The organism is Tardibacter chloracetimidivorans, assembly GCF_001890385.1.
In the GTDB taxonomy this organism is placed as follows: Bacteria; Pseudomonadota; Alphaproteobacteria; order Sphingomonadales; family Sphingomonadaceae; genus Tardibacter; species Tardibacter chloracetimidivorans.
Window position 1 is genome coordinate 1,665,929 of sequence record NZ_CP018221.1, and the last position, 25,033, is coordinate 1,690,961.

Below are 25,033 nucleotides of genomic sequence, written 5' to 3' on the forward strand. Positions count from 1 at the left end.
CTAAGCTCCAACCAGACGGCGCGTCGCCGCACGATCAATGATCACGTCGCCACTGGCCACAAAGGCAGACCTGGACTTTACAATCGGAATATCCGCAAGACCGGCCACCACGCGCGAGGAGAAGGGCGCAGCCAGGCCATTGGCCTTGTGGAAGGATATGGCGCTGTTTCCGCTCCAGGCCTGTCGATAAGTCCAGCGCGTCACATTGGCCAGCGGATAGTCGGCATCCGGAGGGCCTTCAGCGCTCGGTATGTGTTTCCAGCCAAAGGTGACGACTTCCGAGGCTCCGGCGTTGATACGGGCCAGCTGCTCTTCGGAAAGCGGTGAAAGGGCGGACGCCTCGCCTTCCATCAGCAGCGCGCCTTCTTCCCGACATTCAAACCGGCGCGCCCCGCCCAGATCCTCTACCGGCGCCAGTTCACCCGGAAGCTTGGCGAACCCCATGAACTCGCGCCCGGCAATCAGCGCGCCGACTCGGTCGACCCACATCACGGGTGAAAAGCCGCCCGCGAGTTCTCCGCCGGTTGTCATGATCCTTGCGGCCAGCGCCACTACGATCTCTGAATAGCCGCGCCCACCCAGGTAATCGACCGAGGGATAGGTTATACGGGTGATCGAAAAGGTAGGCCGCTCCGCCGGTACCATAGGAGCGGGAAGTAAAGCAGCCGCTCCCTCCGCCGTCGTCTCGAACGAAAGGGCGACGACCTCCGCGTCGACGACTTCGCTCCGGTCCGGCATCAGCGAAGGACCAAATGCTGTAGGCATGTCGTAGCGCAAGGCATTCATGGTCCGGGCGATACTCCTTTCCGGGACGAAGGCGTTAAAACACATCTGATCCGTACGTTACGGCGCAGCCAACCGTCTTCACCTTAGCCGCAATGCCAATTGCCCGGCCCGGCAGAGGCCATTTAGAGCGACGTGCGTTGGAAATCGGTCAACCGATGCAGGGGGCGCTTAGCCAATCCGGCAAAGCCATCGTCGCCACTCCGCTCAACGCCCAGCAGGGTCGACCCTTGGTTCGTCAACCGCTTTCATCAGCCGACCGACGCAAGAGGCGGAGCCTGAGGCGGGGATGCGATACTAAGATAACCCAGTTGGCCCGCACGGAAAACCGCTTGTGAACGATTTACCGCGCCCAATTTGGTCGCTGCATTCTGAAGATGAAAGCGGATCGTCGGCCTGGACCGGCCCATGATCGTAGCAATCTCGTCATCGGTCTTGCCGCGCGACACCCAACGCAGGCAATTCACCTCAAGTCTGGTCAATACCACCGCATCGGGCAACCAGCGATCTGCTGTGCCCAACCGGGCGTAACTCTCAATGAAAAGATGACCCAGCAAATATAGTGTTTCGAAGTATCTGTCGAGTTCATGCGAAAGGTCGTCTCTCGCATTATCCCTGCATGAAAATGAAACGATTCCGATACGGCTGAAGGGCAGATGTACCGGGATAATAATGCTCGCCGGATTCGGCACCAGCCGCCCATAGTAGGACTCAAAATCAAATTCGGGCAAAATCACATTGCCGTCGCGATCACGGGCTCCTTGACGATTGGACCAAAACGGCCGGCTTTCTATTCGGCAGGCTTCGGCCACCGGCGCCCGCAACCCGAAACGGACGTCGTGCCACCACTGCCAGCCTTCGGGGCTCCAGCCAAACACAGCGGTTGCCAGTATCTCTCCGTCTTCGTCGCGCATCGCTACGCGCGCGGCTATATTGTCGCTTGCCGCGACCCGAAAGTTTCCAAGCGATATGGCGGCATCACGCAAATATTCGGACGCAGGCCGAACATCGGACAATGCACGGATCGTCACCTTTTCAACTTCAATCCGCGAACGTTCCGGCATCGCGCGATCTCCCTGCCAAGTGAATAGCCGATAGCCGCACCGCGATCTTGCCTCCGTGCGCAATACGATCGAACCTATCAGATTGGATGATCGCCCTTTGCGCACAAACCTCCCATCAATGGCTTATCTGAGCGGAGAGGGTTGTTCGTGTCGTCTTTAAATATCGCTCGCCCGGGCTTCATGAGGCGGGAAGAGCATCACATCTTCGAGGACATGGTCGGACGCTTCCTGCTGGATCATGCCGCGCCGGAGAGGACGCGCGCGTGGAGGGAAAAGGGATTAGTCGATCGGGAAACGTGGCGCGCCGCAGGCGAGGCCGGCCTGCTTGGTCTTTGCGTGCCGAGCGAATACGGCGGTCCGGGCGTGGACTTTACCTTCGACGCAATCCTGATGGAGCAGCTTGGCCAGCATCATGCGCTCAATTTTGCAATACCGCTGCACAATGCCGTCGTGGCCCCCTATATCGTCTCCTACGGAGACGAGCAGCAAAAGCGGCGATGGCTGCCGGGCGTCGTTTCGGGAGAAACCATTCTTGCGGTTGCCATGACCGAGCCTGGCGCGGGCTCCGATCTCCAGTCCATGAAAACTTACGCGCGCCGCGATGGCGACGATTATATAATCAACGGACAGAAGACGTTTATCTCGAACGGCGCTCATGCTTCGCTGATCATCGTGGCGGCAAAGACCGACCCCAAAGCGGGCGCGAAGGGCATATCGCTTTTTTCCGTCGAAACCGAGAAGACCGACGGCTTCACCCGCGGCAAACTGCTGGACAAGATCGGTCAGGAGGGGCGCGATACAGCAGAGTTGTTTTTCAGCGACATGCGCGTGCCTGCTGAAAATCTGATCGGTTCTGAAGGCGGCGGCTTTGGCATGCTGATGGAAAAGCTGCCACAGGAGCGCCTTGTCATTGCATGGCAGGCAATGGCTATGATGGACGCGGCAATCGGCCAAACCATCGCCTATGCGTCGGACCGACGCGCTTTTGGCAAGTCCTTGCTGGATTTTCAGAACAGTCAGTTCAAGCTCGCCGAGTGCAAGACATCGGCGAGCATAGCGCAGACATTTCTATACTACTGCACCGAACAACTCCTGTCCGGAACACTCGACCCCGTCACGGCATCGATGGCGAAATACTGGATCACGGAAACCCAGGGCAAAGTCATAGACGAATGCCTGCAGCTTTATGGCGGCTATGGATATATGGCCGAATACCCTATCGCCGAGATGTACAAGGACGCACGGGCCTACCGCATTTATGGGGGCACGAATGAAATCATGAAGCTCCTGATCGCCCGTTCATTGCGAGACCAGAAATGAACGGAGGAGAAGAAGCGCCACGGACACGATCCGTACTTTATGAAAAGGAAAAGGAAACGGGCATTGCGCGCCTGCGACTGAACCGTCCGGAATTGCTCAATAGCCTCAGTTTCGCAATGATCAAGGAATTGATCGGCCTATTGAACGACATAGACTGCGACGACGAGGCGCGATGCGTTCTCATTTCCGCGAGTGGCCGCGCCTTCTGCGGAGGCGCGGATCTCAACGCCGCAGGTCCGTCAGCAGACCCGAGGCGCCCCCGCGATGTGGGCCAGGTGGTTGAAGATTATTACAATCCGCTGATCGATCGCCTTTCAAGCCTTCGCATTCCGATTGTCGTCGCGGTGAATGGGCCGGCCGTCGGCGCGGGTATGTCGCTGGCCCTGCAAGGCGATATCGTCGTCGCCGCGCACAGCGCCTTTTTCCTTCAGGCGTTTACGCGGGTTGGTCTTGTGCCGGATTCGGGCGCAACCTGGGTGCTCCCCCGATTGATCGGCATAGCACGCGCCAAGGCCATGATGATGCTGGCCGAACGCATTTCCGCGCAGGACGCCGTATCCATGGGATTGATATATGAGGCAGTAGCCGATGACAGGCTTGACGCCAGGGCGGAAGAAATTGCCCGGCGTCTGGCCATGGGCCCCACCGTCAGCTACGGCCTGATCCGCCAGACCGTGCGGGAGGGCCTGACGGGCGACCTCGCGACATCGTTGCGGCTTGAGCGCGAGGCGCAACGAACAGCCGGACTTACGGCGGACTATGCCGAAGGTGTGCGCGCCTTTCATGAAAAGCGACAACCCAAGTTCAACGGCCGGTGAAGGCCGGTCTTTTATTGAGAGTGTGAGAATGGCTGACCAACCCGTTATTGTGGATATTGTGCGAACGCCCATGGGACGGGGAAAGGAGGGCGGACAGCTTTCCCATATCCATCCCGTCGACCTGCTTTCGAAGACCTTGAAGGCGCTGGTTGAGCGGAACGACCTTGACCCTGGCACGGTGGACGACGTCATTGTCGGCTGCGTCAGTCAAGTAGGTGAGCAGTCCGCCACTCCCGGCCGGATGGCCTGGCTGGGCGCAGGCTATCCGACCCATGTTCCAGCCACGACGATTGATCGCAAGTGCGGATCAAGCCAACAAGCTCTGCATTTCGCCGCCCAGGGAATCATGGCTGGAGCCTATGATATCGCCATCGCGGCGGGTGTGGAATCCATGAGCCGGACACCGATGGGATCAAATCGCATCGGCAAAGACCCCTATGGCGAAGGTGTGGCCCAGCGTTATCCGAAAGGGTTGGTCCAGCAGGGCATTTCCGCTGAGCTGATCGCGGCGCGGTGGGGGATTGGGCGGGAAGAGATGGACGTCTATTCCGTCCAGTCTCACCGTCTTGCCGAAGCCACCCGCAAGGCGGGCGGATTTGACGACGAGATCGTTCCCATCTTTTCCGATGACGCGGCGATAGCGAGCGACGAAACCATTCGCCCGGAGACCAGCCCCGACGGCCTATCGCAATTGAAACCTGCATTCGCCAATGACGAAACTGCAAAGCGTTTTCCGGAAATACGTTGGAGCGTAACAGCTGGAAATGCATCCCAGATCAGCGATGGCGCTTCCGCCGCGCTGGTGATGGGTGAGCGTACGGCGGAAAAGCTTGGCCTGCGCCCCAGAGCACGTTTTGTCGCCTTCGATGTCTGCGCGGATGATCCGCTTTTGATGCTGACGGCACCCATACCCGCAACCCGCAGGATTTTGAAAAAGGCAAAGCTGCGCGTGGACGATATCGATCACTTCGAGGTGAACGAGGCATTTGCCTGCGTTCCGCTCGCCTGGCTTCAGGAATTGAAGGTTGATCCTGCGCGCCTCAACCCGCGCGGCGGCGCCATCGCCCTGGGGCACCCTTTGGGGGCATCCGGGGTCCGTTTGATGGCCACGATGCTCAACGGACTCGAGCAAAGCGGCGGCCGGTTCGGCCTTCAGACCATGTGCGAAGCGGGCGGCATGGCGAACGCAACGATAATCGAACGACTTTAGGACGCGACGGAAGGTAACGGGATGAAAATAGAAGGACAGGTCGCAGTCGTCACCGGCGGCGCATCGGGCCTCGGCCGTGCGAGCGCCGAACTGCTGGCAAGCAAGGGAGCCAAAGTCGTCATTACGGATCTGCCCGGATCGGCGGGAGAAGAAGTTGCCCGCGGCATGGGCGGCGAGTGCCGCTTCGTACCCGCCAACATCCGCTCGGAAGACGACATAACGGCTGTGTTTCAGGAAGCGCGGGATCTGGGGCCTGTTCGCGCCACCATACATTGTGCCGGTCGAGGTGGGCCGGTCCGCGTTCTGGACAAGGAAGGCAGGCCCGGCTCGCTGGAAATCTATGAGGAGATTGTGCAGACCAATCTCATCGGAAGCTTTAACGTCTTGAGGTTGTCAGCCGAAGCAATGGCCCTGGGCGATCCGGAGAACGGCGAACGAGGAGTGATCGTCCTGACTGCTTCGGTCGCCGCCTTTGAAGGACAGATCGGACAAATACCCTATGCCTCGTCCAAGGCGGGTGTCGTCGGAATGACGCTGGTCGCGGCTCGTGACCTGGCCTCGCGCCTGATCCGCGTCTGCACCATCGCGCCCGGAACCTTCGATACCCCCATGTTGGCGCGCCTTCCCGAAAACGTTCGCACAGAACTGGGCCGCGCAGTCCCACACCCGGCCCGGCTTGGCGCGCCGGCGGAATTCGCCGCTTTGGCGGAGCATATCATAACCAACCCGATGCTGAACGGGGAGACGATCCGCTTGGACGGCGCCATACGCATGCCGCCCCGCTGATGTGACAGATCGGCAGAACACTGCCTCGATAATTACGATGGGAGAGGAAATATAATGTCGCAGATCCTCTACGAATATTCCGGCCCGATGCTGGATTCCACCCAGTCGGAAAAATTCATGGCTGCGGTGGGACGCGACTACTATGCGGCCGATTGCAAGGTAAGGCCACAACAGGAAGATTTATACCTGTGCAACACGCGAAACTGGGCGGGTGAACTCCCTATTTCCGAACACCGCTGCATTGGCGCGCGCACCGTGGTCAAGCGCTCGTCACAACAGGTACAAAACAGCGCAGAGGACATTTTCCTCCTCTGGATACCGGTTCGCGGTTCGGTCACCATCACGCAGAGTGGAAGGTCGGCTATGGTGGCGCGCGGAAATCTGGCTCTTTCCTCTTCTCTCGAGCCCCTTTGTATTGAAACGATGCCGGACGACGGATCGGAACATCTTTCGTACCAGATTTCCCTGCCGGTCCACATACTGGCCGACGCACTTTCCGAACCTCGACGATATTGCGCGATCGGCTATTCTTCAAATGCGGGGGCCGCCCGCATAGCCCGAGAGTTGTTTCTGTCGCTCTATGAGGAAAGCGGCAACACCGATCGAGCTTCTTCCATGATTCTCGCGCAATCCGCCCTGAATGCCCTGTTCTGCGCGGTGACGGAGGACAAGGATGCGCCAGTACGACTCGCCGGCGCACGAGAGCTGAAACTGCAACGGTTGCTCGACTATATCGCGCTCCATCATTCCGATCCGGAACTCACCACCGAAAAGGCAGCGGCAGCCTGCGAAATCTCGACACGCTATCTGCACTATCTGCTGCAGGGACGCGGCATGAAGTTTCATGACCATTTATGGGAAGCGCGACTGGACAGCGCATTTCGTCAACTCACCGATCCCGCGCTGGACCGCAGAACCATCGCCGAGATCGCCTATTCGGCAGGCTTCAAGAGCAGTGCCCATTTCAGCAGGGCTTTTCGCCGCCGTTTCAGCCAATCCCCCAGAGAGGTCCGCGAGCGATGCGCGTTGGAGAATGAATCCTTCATCAACTCGGGATCAGGCCTCCGTCGACATTGAGGGTCTGGCCCGTCACATAGGAGCTTTCCGCGCTCGCCAAGAAAACGGCGACCTGCGCCTGCTCGTCAGGAGTTGAAACGCGCCCCAAAGGTACGCGCGCGGCCATATGTTCCGCGCTTTGATCGCCGCGATCAGCACGCAATCGCACGACGTCCGACCACATGGGCGTGGCGACCGGACCGGGAGCGATCGCATTGACGCGGATGTTGTACGGGGCAAAAGCGATAGCCGCCGATTGCGAAATGCTGATAGCTGCCGCCTTGCTTGCGGAATAAGCGACAGAGTTCGGATCACCACGACGTCCTGCCGCCGATGCGATGTTGATGATGACCCCTCCGCGCCCGTGCGCGATCATGGCGTGGCCCGCCGCTTGGGTTGTCTGCATCACGCCTCGCGCGTTTACAGCGAAGACCCTGTCCCAGGACTCCGGTTCGATTTCCAGCCAGGGCTGAAGCGAATAAACCCCTGCTGCATTTACAAGCAGGTCTATTCCCCCATTGTCCGCACCCACATTCGACATCGCCCGTTCAACGGACGGTGCGTCCGAGACATCCAACGGCAAAACCGACGCCGCCGAGCCGATGATCTCCGCCAGCGCTGCAACGCCTTCTTCATTTACATCCGCCAGCCAGACGCGCGCGCCTTCCTTTGCAAAAGCCTCTGCAACGGCACGGCCGATGCCGGATGCCGCGCCAGTCACCAGAGCATTGCGCCTTGCCAGCCTCACATCTTCTGGTCCGCGCCGATCGCCAGTACAGCCTTGCCGTCCACTCGCCGCTCCATCAAGGCATCGCATGCCTGCTGGACGTCGGCCAGACCGACTTCAAGAACGATGTCTGTTCGCAATTGGCCTTGGGAGAGAAGATCGACGAGATCAGCCAACCCCTCGTTCCTCGACGGCCTTCGATCAAGCTCATCATAAAGGGCGAAACTCTGAAGTCTGAGGCACGGCTTGCGAAAAGCAGCGCCCGGATCGAAGCAGGTCTGCTCCCCCGAAGCGTTTCCATAGCTCACGATGGAGCCATAGGGCGCAACAAGGCCAAAGCATTTTGCCAGCGTCTCACCGCCGACACATTCGAGTATGATGTCGTACGCGCCCTCTACCGGCAGCCCCACCGCAATCTCGTCCGCTAGATCACTAATGGACGCGCGCTTGGATTCGGAAGTGACGACACCTACCGTATGTGCAGCAGCCGCGCGCGCGATCTGGAGGGCGAAACGACCGACACCGCCATTGGCGCCAAGCACCAACACCCGTTTCCCCGCAGCCAGGCCGCCAACGCGCAATGCGTGCCATGCGGTCAATCCGGCGATGGGCAAGGTCGCGGCCTCGCGAAACTGGACGTTGGCCGGCAGTTCAACAATCTGGTCGGTCGCGGCTGAAACATACTCTGCCCAGGCGCCCTGCCGAACCCATCCTGCCACGCGCGCTCCCTTGGGCGGACCGCTGCCATCTTCCGCCGCGTCTTCGACCACGCCCGCGAAATCCCAGCCAGGCACCCACACTTCCCCGCTTGAAATCTGCCAATGCGGCGCGGAGCGGATTCCCCGGACCTCTCCCTGATTGATCGAGGAGGCAATCGTTCTGACCAGCGCTTGGGAAGGTGATCGCATCGGCGACGGCAATTCCTTTACCTGCAACCTGTTTTCGTGGACCACAGCGCCCAGCATTGAACTTTCCTCCTTGTGGTTCCTGCTGTTGTTTCCGTTGCCGCCCTTCGACTCAAGGCCGCGCGATGCACAGATGCCCCGCCAGACAATGGAGCTTTCGCCCGGAGGGAAGACCGCTGAGCCGCACAATCCGTACCAACAATGCTTGAGTGAAAAGCATGGGGAAGTGCCGTGGATGTTATTCCCGACCAGCTTCAAAGGCTGATTGACAAGGACGCCATTCGCGACTGCGTCCTCGCTTATGCGCGCGGCCTTGATCGCGAGGATGAAACGATACTGCTATCGGGTTTTCACCCGCATGCCTGCGACGACCATGGCAGCTACATAGGTCCGATATCGAAGTTCACCGGCCGGGCAAGCGCCACGCGACACCGGTGGGATGTTTACCAGCATCACGTCACCAATCAGACCATCGACATCGAAGGCGACGGTGCACATGCGGAAACCTATTTTTTCGCCAATCTTGTACGCCCCGATGGCCATATCGACCTGACCGGGGGACGATACATAGATCGGCTGGAGCGCATCGAAGGACGCTGGGGGATAGCGGAGCGCGTCACCGTCGTGGAATGGGGCGCGACCATCCCGCCTGAACAGACCGGATGGCTGCCGCCGGGGCTTTTCATCCCGGCCACACATGACAAGGACGATCCCTCCTATCAGCGTCCACTGAAGATCACGCGCGAGTTCCGCGACCTTGGAGCAAAGTGAGCACTTCCATGCCGACGAACATGCGCTACCTCGTTGTAAACAGCTGCGCGCCAAGACCCTTCACCGGCAATCCGGTCTGCATCGCGCTTGATGAGCCTGACGGTTCGGTGATGCAGGCCGTCGCCACGCAACTGAACCAGTCATGTACAGTCTTTCCTGTACGGACCGGCGACGGGGCGTACCGGATGCGATTGTTCACGCCCGAGCGCGAGGTCGGCTATGCGGGATCGCCCTCACTTGCCGCCGCCTGGGTGATGGGCCAAGGCAAATGGATTCAGACAACATCGGGCGCCGTGGCCAATATCGAGGTCGCGGGTGAAATGGCCTGGATGGAGCAACCGTCGCCCATCATCGAGGAGATTGAAGACCGCGATCTGATCGAAGGGCTGGGACTGAAGAGCGTCGAGAAAATCGTCAAGGCCGTGGTCGCATCCAACACCTATGTTGTCGCCGTAACCAAGGACGATCCCGGGGATTTCACCCCGCGCCACGACATATTGATGCACCCCGCCACCCGATTTGGTCCTGCCCTGGTTGGGGCGGTCTGCCGCCGCGCCGAAAGCGAGATCGAGGCCCGCATGTTCGGTCCCGCCCATGGAGTGGCGGAAGATCCCGCCTGCGGCGCCGTGGCCGGCACGCTCGGCATGCTGATGCATCGCGATTTCGGCACGTCAAAGGCCGTCTCGCTTCGGCAGGGCGAGAGGATCGGCCGTCCCTCTCTGATTTCGGTGACATTGGGCGATGAGGCCATTCGCGTCGGCGGACAGCTGATCCTTATGGGGGAAGGTCATGTCGTTCTTCCCTGATATCGCGGTCGGCCGGGTTCGATGACCTCTCCCCTGTTCACTCCGTTCACCTGCAAAAGCCTGAGCATTCGCAACCGGATCGTGATGGCGCCAATGACCCGGTCGTTTTCCCCCCGGGGAATTCCGACCGCCGAAGTCGCTGCCTATTATCGCCGCCGTGCCGAGGGAGGAGTCGGCCTCATCATTACGGAAGGCGCCGCCATCGACCGGCCAGCGGCCGTGGACGCCACCCACATCCCCAAGTTTCACGGAGACGAACCGCTTGCCGGATGGCGGCATGTGGTCCGCGAGGTGAGTGCCGCTGGCGTCAGCATTGCCCCCCAACTCTGGCACGTCGGAGCCGCTCCCCGTCAATCCCACCACGTCGGTGACCTGACCGGAGAGCCGGAGAGCCCCTCGGGCCGTTTCTCGGCGACGATGGAGCATGGCCGGGCCATGACGGAAGAGGATATCGCCGATACCGTTGCCGCCTTCGCCTCGGCATCGGTGTCTGCAAAGAGGCTGGGGTTTTCCGCCACGCAGTTTCACGCCGCGCACGGCTATCTTTTCGATCAATTTTTCTGGGAAACATCCAATCTTCGCTCAGATCGCTGGGGTGGTGCGACCGTGGCCGAACGCAGTCGATTTGCAGCAGAAGTGGTGCGGGCGACCCGCGCTGCAGTGGGCGATGATTTTCCGATCTTACTGCGCATTTCCCAGTGGAAGCAGCAAGATTATGATGCGAAGTTAGCAACTGGGCCTGCCGAACTTGAGCAGTGGCTCGGCCCCCTGGCCGACGCAGGTGTTGATATTTTCGATTGTTCCCAGCGTCGCTTTTGGACCCCGGAGTTCGGCGGGTCCGACCTGAACCTTGCCGGATGGGTAAAGAAGGTCACCGGACGCCCGACCATTACGGTCGGCTCGGTGGGTCTCGCCACGGAATTCTTGAGCACGCACCAGGATCGCAGTGTCATAAAGGCGGATCTGGCACGCATTGACGATCTCGTGCGGCGGATGGACCGCGGCGATTTTGATCTGGTGGCCGTCGGCAGGGCCTTGCTCGCCGATCCGGAATGGCCAGGTAAAATCCGCGAAGGCCGGGCGGATGAACTGAAGGACTATTCAATCCTTCACCGTGAACGGCTGCACTAAATTGGTGGGCATCTTCAAGGATTATGCCGCGATTTTTCAGTTCGGTTATGTCACGGACGACCTGGAAAGCGCCGTTGCACGATTTGGCGAACTGGGCATAGAGCGCTTTCGGATCAGCCCGGTGGGCGCCGCGGCCAACGGACATTCCCCATTTGGCGCCCGGATCGCAATGGCCTGGGCCGGCGAGCTGATGATCGAAATCATCGAACCTTTGAGGGACAAGACTGCTCCGGTTTATGTCGATGACCTGCCGCCTGCGGAATCGCGCAGATGTGTATTCAACCATGTGGGCTTGGCGGTGCCGGATCACGAAACATGGAATGCGCTGGAGAAGGAACTTGAACGGAGAAAGCTGCCCATAGTGTGGCGCGGATCCAATCCGGCGCGTTTCGACGTGTCCTATGTCGATACACGTCCACTTCTCGGACATTATTGTGAATTTATTCGCATCTGCCCGGTGTTGGTGGAGCAGTTTGCGAATGTCCCCAAGAACGACACGGTGAAATCATGGTTAAGCTGATATTTATGCTTAAACGGCGATCGGGCATGTCTCCTGCCGATTTCCGCAGGCATTATGAGCAAAGTCACGTTCCGCTCACCCTGCGTCACGTCGGACATCTTCTGAAAGGCTACAGACGAAATTATCCGCAATCCGCGCTGTTCAATCCCAGCGGCCGGCAGGTCCATCTGCGGACTTCGGATATTGAATATGATGCGATTGCTGAAATGTGGCTGGAAAACGAAAGTGACCTGGCGGAAATGAACCGAATATTCAATGATCCCGAGATCAACCCGCTGTTTACCGCCGATGAAGCCGAATTTCTGGAACGCGAGCAGACACTGATGATCGTCTCTGAAGAACTCGCCTAATCGGCCTGCGTCTCCCACAGATCCACAAGCCACTCTCCGATCTCCTGAACAGCGAGGTCAGCGCCCGAAGTGATACGATTCATCATGGCAAAACCGTGTATCTGCCCGGCGTATTCAGAATAGCACACCGGGACGCCCGCTTCGCTCAGGCGCCGCGCATAATCGGTGGCTTCATCCCTGAGGGGGTCATAACCCGCCGCGAGGATGAACGCTCGCGGGAGGCCGGCCAGCAAATTTGTCAATATCGGGGAGGCTCTAGGATTGTTACGTTGGCTAAGGTCGGTGAGATAATGGCTGCGGAACCAGAGGAGCGCCGCGCGGGTAAGCATATATCCGCTCCCGTTCACATAATGTGACCGATGCCGCATCCGCATGTCGAGCCACGGATAGATCAAAAGCTGGCCCGCGAGGCCGGGCACGACCTGTGAAACCCCTGCGGCCAGATTGCCCCCCGCGCTATCACCGCCGACCGCTATCTTGTGCGACGCTATTTCGAGTCGATGCGCATTGGCGACCAGCCATTTCGTCGCGGTGATTGCATCGTCAGGCGCAGCGGGAAAGCCGTATTCGGGTGCAAGGCGATAATCGACCGAGGCGACGTTGCACCGCCCGCTCTGCGCCAGGGAACGGCACAAAGCGTCGTGCGTGTCGAGGTCGCAATATACGAAGCCGCCGCCATGGAAGAAGATGAGCAGTGGCGCTGGACGGACGAGATCAAGCGGAGTGTACAACCTTATGGCGATATCGCCGCCAGCGCCCGCGACAAACAGGTCGTCCACAGAGGCCATCTCCGGCCCCGGCAGGCATAGCTGCGGGCTGGCGTCTCGCACGGCCTGCCTGGCCTCTTCATAAGGGAGAGCGTAACTCGGTGGACGCCCGGTCGCGGCGGAGAAGTCCAGAAACGCCTTGATATCCGTATCCAGCGAGGGGCGTTCCGCAGCTTTGTGCCGGGCGATTCTATGGGCAGGCTGATACAAGACTCGCTTACCCGTGACCAAAACGTCGCCAATTCCCACGCTGGGTTCTCCGAATGGGGCGAGCCGCCATCCCGCCGAACGATGAAACATTAATGCCATAGTCAAGCCTGAAGCGGATCTCGTCCATCCCGTAGAATTGGCCAGGCGTGCATTCCGCTTTGATTTGGCAGGCCAGATTCCGCGGACTTCCGCCTCGCCGATCTAATAATGCAATAAGCGAAATGATCGGATATTTACCGCGAAGGACGGTCAATCCGCTTTGCAAGTCCGACGACACGCGGCATTAATCCAAGTCCGATGACCAGGGCAACCACCAGGCAGATGGCGAGCGAATCGCCAATCCGCTCCGGTGAACCGAAGACGAAATCGTTGACGCCGCCCACCGCGAGCGGCCCGAGCCCACCAAGGCCAGCGTGACACAGCCCCGCCGCCGCCAGCGCTCGCCCGCGCACGCCGGCGGGCGCGAATAACGCAACCGGAGTCATGATGGACGAAAGACCGGCCGCCATCAGGAAAAATGCGATTGCAAGAAACACCAGCGCAAGATCGGCACTGGGGACGAGCGGAAATGCGACCAGTGGCGGCGCAAGGCAGGCAAAGGTCAGACCGATCGTCTTGACGACATGGCTCAGCGCACGCCCATCCCGGCTACGGCTCATCGCCCAACTTCCGAAGATACAGCCGCCGATCCCCGCAACCACGAATACCGAACCAACGGTGACGCCCGCCGTCGACACCGACATGCCATGGGCGCGGATCATGAAGGTGGGAGACCAGGCATAGATCGTATAGCTGATGAGATTCAGCATCGAGTTTGCAAGCAGCATTGGCCCCAGAAAGCCGGCGTTCTGCTTCAGAAACGGTATCACCGAACTGGAAGGATCCGAGCCGTCTTCAGCGGACCTGCGCTGCGGATCCCGCAAGAACAGGAACAACAGCACGCCGATCGCGATACCCGGTAGTCCGAGCAGCAAGAAAAGCCCCCGCCACGGTTCGAATATCCCAATCAGCGGCGCCGACTGTCCGTCAAATGGGGCCATAAGTGCCAGGAGCGGCCCACCGGCCAGCAACGCTATGCCTGATCCGACGTAAGGCGCGGCCATGAACAGCGCCGAGGCGCGCGGCACGGACGTCTTGGGTGCAATGTCGCAGATCATTGACATCACAGCCATCGGCACAATGGCCTCTGAAATCGCAAGGCCTGTCCGCGCAAGCAGCAACATGTGGAAATTCTGCGCAAAACCGCAAAGCACGGTCATCGCGCACCAAACGATCATGCAGCCGGCAACCAAGCGCGCACGATTGCCGCGATCGATCAACGGCGATGCAAGCACGGCTGCTATCGCAAGCACCAGGGTGAACGCCAATCCCTGCAGCAACCCGATCTGAAAGTCGCTGAGACCGAGGCTGGCTTTTACGGGCTGCACGACCAGGCTCAGTATCTGCCGGTCGATATAGGAAATGACGTAGATGAACAGGAAAAGGAGAACGATTGGAAGCCAGCGTCCCGTTTGTCGGGCCGGTTCTCCGGCCGCCACCGGAGTCATTCCGCCTGATTGCGCAACGCTCATCTCATTTCCGCCAGCGGATTTCATAGTCCGCGAAATCCGGATCTTTCACCCAGTCATAATATTCGCCGGGCAACCACGGCATGTTGGTGTTCTGCCGACCATGCTCGTTGATGTAGTAGGATTTCGCTTCGGGGGCGGTCCAGGTACAGTCTTCCAGAGCCCGGTCCATTCGTTCGTTATATGCATCATGGACCTCTTGGCGGCATGAAATTGAAGCGATATCGCTTTCGATCATGCGCACGATCGAGGCGACCGCATAGCGCACCCAGATTTCCAACCACCCCATCAGCCCGCCGGCGCGCGCCTGCCCATTCGGCCCATAAGCAATGAAGAAATTGGGAAAGCCCGGTACGGTGATGCCGAGATAGGCTCTCGCGCCATCCCGTTCCCACGCCTCTTCTAGCGTCAAGCCGTCGCGGCCTTCGTAGCGCACCGGCCAGAGATAACGCTCTGTCTTGAAGCCGGAGCAAAGGACGATCAGGTCACACGGCCGCTCCTGTCCGTCAGCGGTGAGGATTGCATTGGGGGTAATGCGCTCGATGGCGTCCGTCACCAGTTCGACATTGTCGCGAAGCAATGCGTCATACCAGCCATTATCCGCAATCAGGCGGCGGGCGAGCGGAGGATAGTCGGCCTGCACCTTCCTCAGAAGATCGGGCCGATGCCCCACCTTTTCTCGAATATAAGCCTGGAGATGGGCGCGCAGATTATCATTGCGTTCGCTCACCTTGCCGCCGGCCTTCTGCCATTCGCGGTCGTAATTCTGCAGCCCGTCAACGTCAAAAGTCATATGAAACAGGGCAAAACAGAACCAGTTCCAGTAATATGGCATGTTATCGAAAAGCCATTGATGCTCCTCGCCGACAGGATCACGGTAACCGTCCCGCTTTCCCACGAACTGCGGGGATCGCTGGTAGATGGTCAGGCTTTCCGCGTCGCGGGCCAGCCGCGGCGCGAGCTGGGCGCCTGTCGACCCGACACCGATCTGAGCGATCTTTTTGCCGGTCCAGTCGTAACCCTGCTCCCAGTTCGTCGAATGGAACATCGGGCCGGAAAAGCTCTCAATTCCCGGAATGTCGGGCAGGTTCGGCTGATTGAACAGCCCCGCCGCGCTGATGAGCGCTCGGCCGGTCAGAACTTCTTCAACTCCGTCAGGCCGGCGAATCCGCACCTGCCATGACGCGGAATCCTCGTCCCACCCCGCTTCGACTGCCTCCGTCTTCAGACGGATGTTCCCGCGAAGATCAAACCGGTCGGCAACCTCGTTCAAATAGGCTTTCAGCTCCGGCTGGGTCGCGAACCAGTGCCCCCAGGGATAGTTGCGCATGTACGAGAGCTGATAATTATGGCTGGCGATGTCGACCCGCGAATCCGGATAGTCATTGGTGTGCCATGTCCCTCCCACTCCGTCGTTCCGATCGATGACCGTAAAGCCTATGCCCAATCGTTGAAGCTGGACAGCAGCGGTGAGACCCGCCGCCCCTGCCCCGATGATGATAACCGGAAAGGCGGCTTTCACTGACTCTGATGGCTCGTTCTGCCAGTCAACGCCGCGCGGGAATGCCTCGAAGCTCAGTTCCTCCTTTCCCATCTGAAAAGTAAAATCGCTGACCGGCCCCTGGTTGAAGGCCTCCATCAGGCGGCGCAACTCCACGTCGTCGGGCACTTTCGGCTCCGTTCGGCACGATCGGGTAAGGAAGGCGACCGCCTTTTCTCGCAATAGCTGCTTATCGTCGTCGGTCAGCACGGGCTGAAAATATGTTCCGCCCCAGACCGGCTGGGTATCCAGTTTCATGGCCAGAAGGTCTGGGTCGCCCGTCGCCTGGTAAAGAGCTATGCGAAGCGCGTTTGGATGAGCGAGGGAAACGGCGCGGCTGATGAACGCCGCCGAGCCTGCATCGTCATTCAGCTCGGATGCCGATCCAGAGTTCACCAAGGCTTCGTCTAGCGCACGGTCCACCAATCGCCCTCCGTCGGCGCGCCAAGCGCTGGCGCCCCTTGAAACGGCTATTGGACCGGGCGGCCGAGCGAAATGCTTGTCGAAGAACGTGCAGTTGATCGAACCCGCACTTCAACCCCGATCTCCCGATGCGGGATGGATGCAGCGCAGTTGCCGACACAGTCATTCAGCACAGACACGGTCCGCCCTAGCGTCGTCTCGACGGTTCGACGCCGGCAGGAGAGGTCATGAAAGCAGACATGCTGATAAAGGGGGGAATGATCGCCGACGGCAGCGGTGAAGAGCCCTTTGTTGCGGATGTCGCAATCTCCGGCGGCAAGATCGTGGCAGTCGATGATCTGGACGGCTGGTCGGCGGAGGAAGAGATCAATGCCCAAGGCCTCCTCGTTACACCGGGGTTTGTCGATATCCACACCCATTACGATGGGCATGCCACTTGGGGAAGCCGGCTGGAACCGTCGTCCGCTCACGGCGTAACCACGGTGGTCATGGGAAATTGCGGGGTGGGCTTTGCTCCCTGCAAACCGGACGATCGGGACCGGCTGATACGCCTGATGGAAGGCGTCGAAGATCTGCCCGGTCCGGTGCTGCATGAAGGCTTGCCTTGGAACTGGGTCAGCTTCCCGGAATATCTTGATCGGCTGGAAAGGCGCAGCTTCGACATGGATGTCGCGGCGCAAGTTCCCCATGCACCGCTCCGGGTGTTTGTTATGGGAGAGCGAGGAGCCCAGCGGGAGGCCTCGACACCTGAAGACATAGCGGAGATGGGCCGAATTGCTCGGGAGGCGATCGAGGCCGGAGCGATCGGCTTTTCCACATCCAGAACCATCGCCCACAAGAGCAGCGATGGGGAGTTTATTCCCAGCCTCACGGCTTCAGCCGACGAACTGACGGGCATCGCCCGGGAGATAGGGAAGGCCGGTCATGGTGTCATCGAGGCGATATCGGACTTCGATAATCTGGACTCAGAGTTCGAACTGATGCGAGCCATGTCCCGCGCCTCTGGACGTCCGCTTTCCATATCGCTGATGCAAAAGGAAAATGCCCCCTCCAGATGGCGCGGCGTGCTGGATCGGATTGAGGAGTCCAACAGGCAGGGGATGGAAATCCGTGGGCAGGTCTGCGGCCGTCCTATAGGTCTTTTGCTCGGCTTTCACCTGAGCATGAACCCATTTCAGAACTGCGCCTTGTGGAAGTCTCGCCTCGCTGATTTAAGCGTTCAGGAGAGGCTGGCCGCTTTACGAGACCTCGAAACCCGTCGCCAGTTGATCGCCGAGATGGAAACCGCCGAGCCGGTGCGGCCGTTCGACAAGCTCTTCCCCCTTGAAGATCCGGTGGATTACGAACCATCGGCGGACGCCAGCATCGCCGCCCTTGCCGCAAGAGCCGGGGAAGCGCCCGCGATCTGGGCCTATGAACTCCTGATGGGGACCGCTGAAAGTGGTGATGGAATCATCTACGCACCCATGTCGAACTTTGCAGACGGCACGCTGGATGCCGCGCTGGAGATGATGAAAAGTCCCAATACGGTGCTTGGCCTGGGCGATGGTGGAGCGCACTCAGGGCTCATCTGCGATGCAAGTTTTCCGACCTGGATGCTGACCCACTGGGGCCGGGACAGACCGGGAGAGCGCCTGCCCTTGGGGGAAGTCGTCCGGTCGCTTACAAGCGGGACCGCCGAAGCCGTGGGCATGTTCGACCGCGGACGGCTGGCAGCGGGAGCCAAGGCTGACGTCAACCTTATCGACTTTGTCAGGTTGAGACTGCGGCCTCCCAAAATGAGCTGGGATCTGCCTGCGGGCGGAGGGCGGCTAAACCAGTCTGCCCATGGGTTTGTCGCGACTATCGTTTCCGGCGAAATCACCTACCGCAACGGCGAGGCAACAGGTGCTCTCCCCGGAAAGCTCGTGCGCGGAAAGAGAGGCTAAGTTGGCTTACATCCCGACCTCCGACACCCCGGAAGCGGATCACCGTCCCACCGGCACGGTCGCATCGCGCTGGGGTGCGGTGCTGGCGTTCATGCTGGTCTATATTGTTTCATATATCGACCGCCAGGTGCTGACCATCGTCGTCGATCCGGTGCAACACAGCCTCGGCATCGGCGACACTGAAATCGGCCTGCTCCAAGGCATTCTATTCAGCAGCGTGCTGATGGTTGCCGCTGTACCGATGTCGTACCTGATTGATCACTTCAACCGGACGCGGGTCCTTCTCGCCTGCATGGTGATCTGGTCGCTGGCCACGCTGTATTGCGGATTCGCCACGAGCTTTGTCGAACTGGTGGTCGGACGAATCGGTCTCGCTATCGCGGAGGCCGTCGTGCCGATGGCCGCGATGTCGGTGATTGGCGATCTGTTTCCCCGCCACAAGGTTGGTCGGGCCGCGGCGGTGTTCATGAACGGCGGCTATTTCGGGAACGGAACCGCCATGCTGCTGAGCGGCTGGATGATCGCCTGGCTAACCCCGATGCAAGGCCAGCCCTTCCCGATCATCGGTACATTCGAAGTCTGGCGCGGCCTGTTCATGGGAATGGCAGGGCTCAGCCTGCTTGTTGCCGTGGGGCTGTTCTTCTTCCTGAAAGAACCGCCGCGGCGGGAACTGGTGAAGGAGCAGGCAAGCCCCGAGTCCTTCTGGACCTTCTTCTGGGAAAGACGCCGCTTCATTTTGAGCTATTGTCTGTTCGCCGGCTGCATTTCGATGATCGGCTATTCCCTGTACGCATGGCCGCCGACCTTGCTCATCCGGGTGCATGGCATGTCGCCGGTCGAGGTGGGCGTCATCATGGGGCCGCTGTACCTGCTCACGTCCGTCCCGGGCACGGCTCTCGCCGCCTGGCTTGGCGGACGCTGTACGCCGGATCGCGCGCTCCAGCATCTTATGCTTGTCATGATCGCATTCATGGCGGTGCTCACCCCATTGGTGCTTGCCATGACCCTGGGGTCGAAACAGGTCGCCATCATAGCGCTTGGTGGAGTTCTCCTGATGTACGCTGCCGCGCACGGCGCGATCCTCACGCCAATGCAGTTGATTGCGCCCAACAGAATGCGTGGGCGGCTGGCGGCGGTTAGCGCCCTGATATATGCCACGCCCGGGAGCCTTGGGCCGGTCTTCATCGGCGTTCTGACCGACCGTGTCTTCAAGGATCCGATGGCGCTGGGGGAGGCGATGGCGCTCACCCTTGGCTCCGCCTGCGTGCTTGGAGTCGTTGCCGGCTTCGTCGTGTGGCGACAGGCCGTGGCGTTTGAAGGCAATGCGCGGGAAAGGGCCAGCTCCGCACCATCGGCGCTACCCTCCCCAATACGTTAGTCACAGTCATGGGAGAGCCGAAAGACCAGCCCTTCAAGCCTCTATCCAACAGAGATTTCGATTTTTTCTATGAGGGCTTGGCTCAGAGTCGTTTGCTTGTGCAACAGTGCGGGGAATGCGGCGCGATGCGCTGTCCACCGGGTCCCGCCTGCCCGGAATGCCATTCCTTCTCCTGGTCGCCACGACCGCTTTCGGGGACGGGCGTGATCTATAGTTACACAGTCCACCACCATCCCGCGCTGGCGGGGTTTGAGACACCTTTGCCCGTGGCGCTGGTGGAGATGGATGAGTCCATCCGCATGGTCGGCCCTATGGACGGCACCGATCCGACCCGGATACGCATCGGTGCCAAGATTGACACCCGTTTCATCGACCGCAACGGCGTGGCCGGGTATCGCTTTGTCCTGACCGATGGAGCGCGCCCGTGAATGCAGCAACCGGGTCCGGCGCCGCCATCGTGGGCTATGGCGCAACCGAATTCTCGAAATGCTCGGGACGAAGCGAACTGCAGCTTGCGCTGGAAGCGATCCTTGCTGCGTTGGAAGATGCGGGCATAGACGCCGCCGAGGTGGACGGCTTTGCCACCTACACCATGGACAACAACAGCGAGCATGAGATTTTCCAATTGCTCGGCTCTCACGAAATGCGCTTCTATGCACGCACCACAGGAGGTGGCGGCGCGGCATGCGGCCCGCTGCAGCAGGCGATGCTTGCTGTCTCCGCCGGCATGGCGGAAACGGTCGTTTGCTACCGGGCCATGAACGAGCGTTCCGAATATCGTTTCGGAGTGCCCATGTCCCCCAGCGTGCCGACCAGCGCCAATCTGCTCTTCGCCTTTCTTGGCGCGCAGGGCCTCCGCACCCCCGCCGCTCTCATCGCAATGTCGATGCGCCGCTACATGCACCAAACAGGCGCCACTGAAGAGGATTTCGCCACCATCGCCGTTGCCGCGCGCAAACATGCCGCCACAAATCCGAACGCATTTTTCTATGGAAAGCCGATCACCCGCGAGGACTATTTCCGCGCGCCGATGATCGCCGATCCCTTGCGTCTGCTGGACTGCTGCCAGGAAAGCGACGGCGCGGTGGCCATAGTGGTCACCAGCGCCGCGCGCGCCGCCAGGCTCAGAAACAAGCCTGTCCGGATCAAGGCGGCGGCACAGGGCCTGCCGAAGAACAGCTTCGGCCTTGGCTCTTATTGGCGGGAGGACATAGTGCCCCGCGAAGGCGCAATCGTGGCGCGCCAACTCTACAGCCAAGCGGGCCTGACACCGAAAGATATCGACGTCGCCATTCTCTATGATCATTTCGCCCCAACGGTGTTGCCGTCGCTGGAAGCCTATGGCTTCTGCGAACCGGGCGAAGCCAGGGAGTTCATAAAGAACGGCAATATTGAGGTTGGCGGCGATCTTCCCGTAAATCCTCATGGAGGATTGCTGGCCGAAGCCTATATCCACGGCCTGAATGGAATTGGGGAGGCTGTGCGCCAGTTGCGCGGGACGGCCGCCAACCAGCAGCCAGGCGTGGAGAACGTTCTGGTGACGGGCGCCAGCGGGGTGCCGACAAGCGGGGTGATCCTGGGGCTGGATTAGGCTGATCCAATCGGATCAATGTTCACCCTTGCGGATCGAGATACTTATCCCGAAGCCGCTCGATATCGTCCGGCTCGATCTCCAGCCGCCGTCGCGCATATTCCTCAATGCTGCCGAAACGGCCTTCAATCTCGTCGAACGCCAACTGGAGCAGGGCATTGCCGTTATCGTCCACGAGGCGCGGAGGACGAACCGCATTTATCCCGTTTTCGCGGATGGCATCGGTGAAAAATCTGGCGACGAGGTTTGTCTCGGCGAACTCCGCCACACCCCTGCGGTCAAGTTCATTCTCGAACCGACGGCATTTTGTGGAAAGCAGATAATCGGCGTAGATGATATGCCGGTCCACGCCCAGCAGGCTGAGCAGCAATCCGGCAGCCAGCCCGGTTCGATCCTGGCCTGCGGAACAATGAAAGATGATCGGCGCCTGATCATCCAGAAGCGCAGCAAATATTTCCTTGAATGCCGGCGCCAGAAGGTCGACGAACAACGCATACAGACTTTGATGCAGGTCGTTGACGGCTGCTCCCGGCCGCGGTGGGACAAAGCGCCTCCCGTAAATCAGGGCTGCGTCATAATCGGCATGGATATGACGGGTGCCCTTCGGCCCCTGCCACCGCGTCGGCGCAAGCTCCCTCTCCGCCGCCGAGCGTAAATCGCATACGACCGCAATTTCGCGCTCATGCATCCATTGCCAGTCCGCTTCGTCCAGCTTTGGCATCGCGCCTGAACGATAGAGACGGCCCCAGCGCACGCTGCGGCCACCCGCGCCCGGATAACCCCCAAGGTCACGAAGATTGGATCGTGCCTATCCGCTTAAGGCATACACCCACTAGATATGGTATGGTGGGTCCATTGGCCTGAGTAGAGTTCGGCAAAGGTCGGCGCCTCGATATCACTGGCGATCCCGAGGAGGGATCGGAAGGCGTTGAACGGGTAGAAGCGGCGATTGAAGCGGAAAGTGAACTCGTTGAGGTAGGCTTGCAGATGCTTGGTGCTGACGCCGTGGTGGATGCCGTTGAGCCACGCTTTGAGGTTTGAGAACACCAGATGGACGATGGGCAGGAACTCTTCGGACACCTCCGGGTCGCCACACTGGGCGATGGCGTGATGGTCGTAACCGCCGCCCTGCAACCCGCTATAGCCGCTCCAATCATCGGTGATGACCAGCGTTCCCGGCTCGACCGCGCTCTGTACAAAGCCACCAAGGGCACCGGCACTGCGGTCTGCACCGATGGCCAATCGAACCCTTCCGGCATAGCGTCCGTTCCGGCGGCGGTCCTGGCCAGTGCCAGGCTCCCGGTGACGAACTTCGACGGCGGCGACCACCAGCGTTTTGTGGTGGGTTCCCCGGCCTTCGCCGCGCGTTCGCCCGCCGATCCAGGTCTCATCGACCTCGACATGCTGACCGCTCTGCCCGCCGATCCGATCCTGATCGGGGCGCACCATCGCGGCGCGCAGTTTATGGAGCAGGCCAAAGGCCGTCTCGTACCGGGTCAGGCCAAGCTGGCGCTGCAACTGGACGGCAGATATGCCGGTCGTCTGACTCGCAACCAGGTAAGCGGCCCAGAACCACACGCTGAGCGGGATGTGGCTTCGTTCCATGGCCGTGCCGACCATCAGGCCGGTCTGACGGCGACACGAGCGGCACATCAGGATGACAGGCCGAGTGGTGAAACGAAACGGATCGCCGACGACGCCACAGCGTGGGCACGCAAATCCATCAGGCCAGCGAGCTTTTTCAAGCCAGGACGCGCAAGCGCCATCATCCGGGAAAAGCCGCTGGAACTCGGGGAGGGATTTCGGGAACGGCAGCTTGTCGCGGTCAAGAACGTCCACAATCCCCACCCTTTACAACCGCTTTGGGTGGCACCAAGCCGCAGGAAAAGTCAGGCGCGCGCCACAAGGCAGCCACTAGATGTAGTGGGTGTATGCGTCAAGCGGATAGGCACGGATTGGATGTACCCGGCAGCCGTATATGACGCCTTTCGAGATCGCTGCCACTTGACGGCTGTTCCGACATTCGCCTGCCCATTTTCGTTGACGGCTCATCTGTGCCATCGAACCAACTTTCGCCGCGGTCCCCAAATGCAATGGACTTTGCCCGGACATGCAGAATGCCGTCGGCACTGGTGACAGGAGGCAAGAGGTCTTGGACAACCGACGTGAAAGATTTGGGAGTGGATAATGGATCTGGCGGGAAAATTCTGGAGAGGCAGCGGCGTCTTAAGGTTCGGCAGCCAAGTCGTTTGGGAAGAGCTGACGCGTTACTGTCCCACCGACCCCGGAAAAGTACCCGCTTCTGCGGCAAGGTTGTCGCCCGAATGGCTGAACGCAGTCCTTTGCGGCGGCACGCCCGGTGCGGAAATCACCAGTATTGAGGTGACTGGCGGCAGTGACGGAACCAACACGCGTCGCGCCCTTCGGGTAAGCTATAACGACGCCGGAACCGCGGCCGGGCTTCCGACCGATCTGTTCGTGAAGTCTGCGTCTGCAATGCGCACGCGGATGATGAACACGCTCACCACGCGCGGCGAAAGCGAGGTGCGCTTCTACCAGACGATGCGCCAGACGCTCCCCGTCGAGGCGCCGACCGCGATATATGCCGGTTTTGATCGTCAAACGGGCCGGATGCTTATCATCTTCCCCAACATGGCGGTTGCAGGCACCAAGTTCTTGGACCCGTCCCATTATATCACCCGCGAACAAGCCGAAGGCATGATCGACCTCTTGGCCGGCTATCAGTCCGCCACCTGGAACAGCCCGGAACTGCGTTCCAGCCGCGCGCTGCCCTCGACACTACGCTATCAGGAACTCATCAACGTTCGTGCGCTTCCTTTTGCAAAGCGCGGCGCGGTGGGGCTTGACAGGGCGGCGGCAGTGTTGCCGGAAGCTCTGACCAGGGTTGACCGCGACAAGCTATGGCGTCTGCACATGGCGTCCATCAAACGGCTGGAGCGACGCGCGCACGTACTGACCCACTATGACATGCATATCGGCAACTGGTATATTACCCCCGACGGGCGAATGGGCTTGACCGACTGGAGCATGCGCTTTGGTCACTGGAGCGCAGACCTTACCTACATGCTGCTGTCCGCGCTCCAGATTGAGGACCGGCGGAACTGGGAGCGCGATCTCCTGAAGCGCTATCGTGAACAACTCGCAAATGGGGGCGTCAAGGAATTGCCGAGCGACGAGGAAATCTGGGCTGAATATCGGCGTCAGACCTTTCACCCGCTCTACTTCTGGTTGACGACGATCGGCGCCGGAGTGCTGCAACCCGATATGCAGCCCAATCACATATCACTCGCCAATCTTGAACGCATGGGCCAGGCCATGGTGGACCTGGACTCGATCAGCGCGATGGAAGAGGTGCTCTGA

At 60.1% G+C, this 25,033-nt stretch carries 24 protein-coding genes and 1 pseudogene; 16 read left to right on the forward strand and 9 right to left on the reverse strand.

Annotated elements, in window-relative coordinates; all coding sequences use genetic code 11:
• Window positions 1-765: an acetoacetate decarboxylase family protein gene (locus tag BSL82_RS08705; RefSeq protein ID WP_158010757.1), complete on the reverse strand. Its 765-nt coding sequence runs from the start codon at window positions 763-765 to the stop codon at window positions 1-3.
• Window positions 766-1,034: 269 nt separating this feature from the next.
• Complete coding sequence (locus BSL82_RS08710) at window positions 1,035-1,847, reverse strand: helix-turn-helix transcriptional regulator (RefSeq protein WP_072596930.1); 813 nt, start codon at window positions 1,845-1,847, stop codon at window positions 1,035-1,037.
• Between the two features lie 147 nt (window positions 1,848-1,994).
• Between BSL82_RS08710 and BSL82_RS08715 the strand changes: the two genes are divergently transcribed.
• Genes BSL82_RS08715 through BSL82_RS08735 form a run of 5 tightly spaced genes read left to right on the forward strand, consistent with a single transcriptional unit; the run spans window position 1,995 to window position 7,058 of the window.
• Window positions 1,995-3,167 (forward strand): acyl-CoA dehydrogenase family protein, encoded by a 1,173-nt coding sequence (locus tag BSL82_RS08715; protein WP_072598696.1) that lies wholly within the window; start codon window positions 1,995-1,997, stop codon window positions 3,165-3,167.
• Window positions 3,164-3,985 carry an enoyl-CoA hydratase-related protein gene (locus tag BSL82_RS08720; RefSeq protein WP_072596931.1) on the forward strand — a complete coding sequence of 274 codons (822 nt, stop codon included), beginning with the start codon at window positions 3,164-3,166 and terminating at the stop codon, window positions 3,983-3,985. Before BSL82_RS08715 ends, BSL82_RS08720 begins: the two co-directional genes overlap by 4 nt.
• Before the next feature lie 28 nt (window positions 3,986-4,013).
• Window positions 4,014-5,195 (forward strand): thiolase family protein, encoded by a 1,182-nt coding sequence (locus BSL82_RS08725; RefSeq protein WP_072596932.1) that lies wholly within the window; start codon window positions 4,014-4,016, stop codon window positions 5,193-5,195.
• A 21-nt stretch (window positions 5,196-5,216) separates the two neighbouring features.
• Window positions 5,217-5,981 carry an SDR family NAD(P)-dependent oxidoreductase gene (locus BSL82_RS08730; RefSeq protein WP_072596934.1) on the forward strand — a complete coding sequence of 255 codons (765 nt, stop codon included), beginning with the start codon at window positions 5,217-5,219 and terminating at the stop codon, window positions 5,979-5,981.
• Window positions 5,982-6,035: 54 nt separating this feature from the next.
• Window positions 6,036-7,058, forward strand: coding sequence for a helix-turn-helix domain-containing protein (locus tag BSL82_RS08735; RefSeq protein WP_072596936.1), 1,023 nt, complete (start codon window positions 6,036-6,038; stop codon window positions 7,056-7,058).
• Here BSL82_RS08735 and BSL82_RS08740 read toward each other — a convergent pair.
• Together BSL82_RS08740 and BSL82_RS08745 are read right to left on the reverse strand one after the other, a co-directional pair.
• Window positions 7,027-7,785 carry a glucose 1-dehydrogenase gene (locus BSL82_RS08740; RefSeq protein WP_072596939.1) on the reverse strand — a complete coding sequence of 253 codons (759 nt, stop codon included), beginning with the start codon at window positions 7,783-7,785 and terminating at the stop codon, window positions 7,027-7,029. The genes BSL82_RS08735 and BSL82_RS08740 overlap by 32 nt on opposite strands.
• A complete protein-coding gene (locus BSL82_RS08745) occupies window positions 7,782-8,729 on the reverse strand; it encodes a zinc-binding dehydrogenase (protein ID WP_072596941.1) in 948 nt (315 codons plus the stop codon). Before BSL82_RS08745 ends, BSL82_RS08740 begins: the two co-directional genes overlap by 4 nt.
• Between BSL82_RS08745 and BSL82_RS20740 the strand changes: the two genes are divergently transcribed.
• From BSL82_RS20740 to BSL82_RS08770, 6 genes are read left to right on the forward strand one after another with little or no spacing between them, the layout of a single operon-like run.
• Window positions 8,623-8,934 (forward strand): hypothetical protein, encoded by a 312-nt coding sequence (locus tag BSL82_RS20740; protein ID WP_162274388.1) that lies wholly within the window; start codon window positions 8,623-8,625, stop codon window positions 8,932-8,934. The two genes, BSL82_RS08745 and BSL82_RS20740, sit on opposite strands and share 107 nt — an antisense overlap.
• Complete coding sequence (locus BSL82_RS08750; protein ID WP_072596943.1) at window positions 8,901-9,440, forward strand: nuclear transport factor 2 family protein; 540 nt, start codon at window positions 8,901-8,903, stop codon at window positions 9,438-9,440. Before BSL82_RS20740 ends, BSL82_RS08750 begins: the two co-directional genes overlap by 34 nt.
• A 20-nt stretch (window positions 9,441-9,460) precedes the next feature.
• The gene (locus BSL82_RS08755) at window positions 9,461-10,246 is read left to right on the forward strand and encodes a PhzF family phenazine biosynthesis protein (protein WP_158010758.1); all 786 of its coding nucleotides are present in this window, start codon (window positions 9,461-9,463) and stop codon (window positions 10,244-10,246) included.
• A gap of 21 nt (window positions 10,247-10,267) precedes the next feature.
• On the forward strand, window positions 10,268-11,377 hold the full coding sequence (locus tag BSL82_RS08760) for an NADH:flavin oxidoreductase (protein WP_072596945.1): 1,110 nt from the start codon (window positions 10,268-10,270) through the stop codon (window positions 11,375-11,377).
• A 4-nt stretch (window positions 11,378-11,381) separates the two neighbouring features.
• Window positions 11,382-11,897 (forward strand): VOC family protein, encoded by a 516-nt coding sequence (locus BSL82_RS08765; RefSeq protein ID WP_158010760.1) that lies wholly within the window; start codon window positions 11,382-11,384, stop codon window positions 11,895-11,897.
• Entirely contained in the window at window positions 11,885-12,247 is a 363-nt protein-coding gene (locus BSL82_RS08770) for an EthD domain-containing protein (RefSeq protein WP_072596947.1), read from the forward strand. Before BSL82_RS08765 ends, BSL82_RS08770 begins: the two co-directional genes overlap by 13 nt.
• Here the strand turns inward: BSL82_RS08770 and BSL82_RS08775 are convergent.
• The 3 genes from BSL82_RS08775 to BSL82_RS08785 all read right to left on the reverse strand — a co-directional run bounded on the left by BSL82_RS08775 (window position 12,244) and on the right by BSL82_RS08785 (window position 16,755).
• Window positions 12,244-13,026, reverse strand: coding sequence for an alpha/beta hydrolase (locus BSL82_RS08775; RefSeq protein ID WP_158010762.1), 783 nt, complete (start codon window positions 13,024-13,026; stop codon window positions 12,244-12,246). The genes BSL82_RS08770 and BSL82_RS08775 overlap by 4 nt on opposite strands.
• Window positions 13,027-13,457: 431 nt before the next feature.
• Window positions 13,458-14,795: an MFS transporter gene (locus BSL82_RS08780; protein WP_072596948.1), complete on the reverse strand. Its 1,338-nt coding sequence runs from the start codon at window positions 14,793-14,795 to the stop codon at window positions 13,458-13,460.
• 1 nt (window position 14,796) lies between these two features.
• Window positions 14,797-16,755, reverse strand: a complete 1,959-nt coding sequence (locus tag BSL82_RS08785) for a flavin-containing monooxygenase (RefSeq protein ID WP_072596949.1) — start codon at window positions 16,753-16,755, stop codon at window positions 14,797-14,799.
• 227 nt (window positions 16,756-16,982) lie between these two features.
• Here BSL82_RS08785 and BSL82_RS08790 point away from each other — a divergent pair, with 227 nt between their 5' ends.
• Genes BSL82_RS08790 through BSL82_RS08805 form a run of 4 tightly spaced genes read left to right on the forward strand, consistent with a single transcriptional unit; the run spans window position 16,983 to window position 21,652 of the window.
• Window positions 16,983-18,683 carry an N-acyl-D-amino-acid deacylase family protein gene (locus BSL82_RS08790; RefSeq protein ID WP_072596950.1) on the forward strand — a complete coding sequence of 567 codons (1,701 nt, stop codon included), beginning with the start codon at window positions 16,983-16,985 and terminating at the stop codon, window positions 18,681-18,683.
• A 1-nt stretch (window position 18,684) separates the two neighbouring features.
• Window positions 18,685-20,061, forward strand: coding sequence for an MFS transporter (locus BSL82_RS08795; RefSeq protein WP_072596951.1), 1,377 nt, complete (start codon window positions 18,685-18,687; stop codon window positions 20,059-20,061).
• Between the two features lie 8 nt (window positions 20,062-20,069).
• Window positions 20,070-20,489, forward strand: coding sequence for a Zn-ribbon domain-containing OB-fold protein (locus BSL82_RS21405; protein ID WP_072596952.1), 420 nt, complete (start codon window positions 20,070-20,072; stop codon window positions 20,487-20,489).
• Entirely contained in the window at window positions 20,486-21,652 is a 1,167-nt protein-coding gene (locus BSL82_RS08805; RefSeq protein ID WP_072596953.1) for a lipid-transfer protein, read from the forward strand. Before BSL82_RS21405 ends, BSL82_RS08805 begins: the two co-directional genes overlap by 4 nt.
• A gap of 22 nt (window positions 21,653-21,674) precedes the next feature.
• Here BSL82_RS08805 and BSL82_RS08810 read toward each other — a convergent pair.
• Both BSL82_RS08810 and BSL82_RS08815 read right to left on the reverse strand, forming a co-directional pair.
• Window positions 21,675-22,442 (reverse strand): annotated as a pseudogene (locus BSL82_RS08810) (tyrosine-protein phosphatase); the annotation flags it as partial.
• A gap of 26 nt (window positions 22,443-22,468) precedes the next feature.
• Window positions 22,469-23,491, reverse strand: coding sequence for an IS1595 family transposase (locus BSL82_RS08815; RefSeq protein ID WP_048575010.1), 1,023 nt, complete (start codon window positions 23,489-23,491; stop codon window positions 22,469-22,471).
• A 348-nt stretch (window positions 23,492-23,839) separates the two neighbouring features.
• Here BSL82_RS08815 and BSL82_RS08820 point away from each other — a divergent pair, with 348 nt between their 5' ends.
• On the forward strand, window positions 23,840-25,033 hold the full coding sequence (locus tag BSL82_RS08820) for a phosphotransferase (RefSeq protein ID WP_083579123.1): 1,194 nt from the start codon (window positions 23,840-23,842) through the stop codon (window positions 25,031-25,033).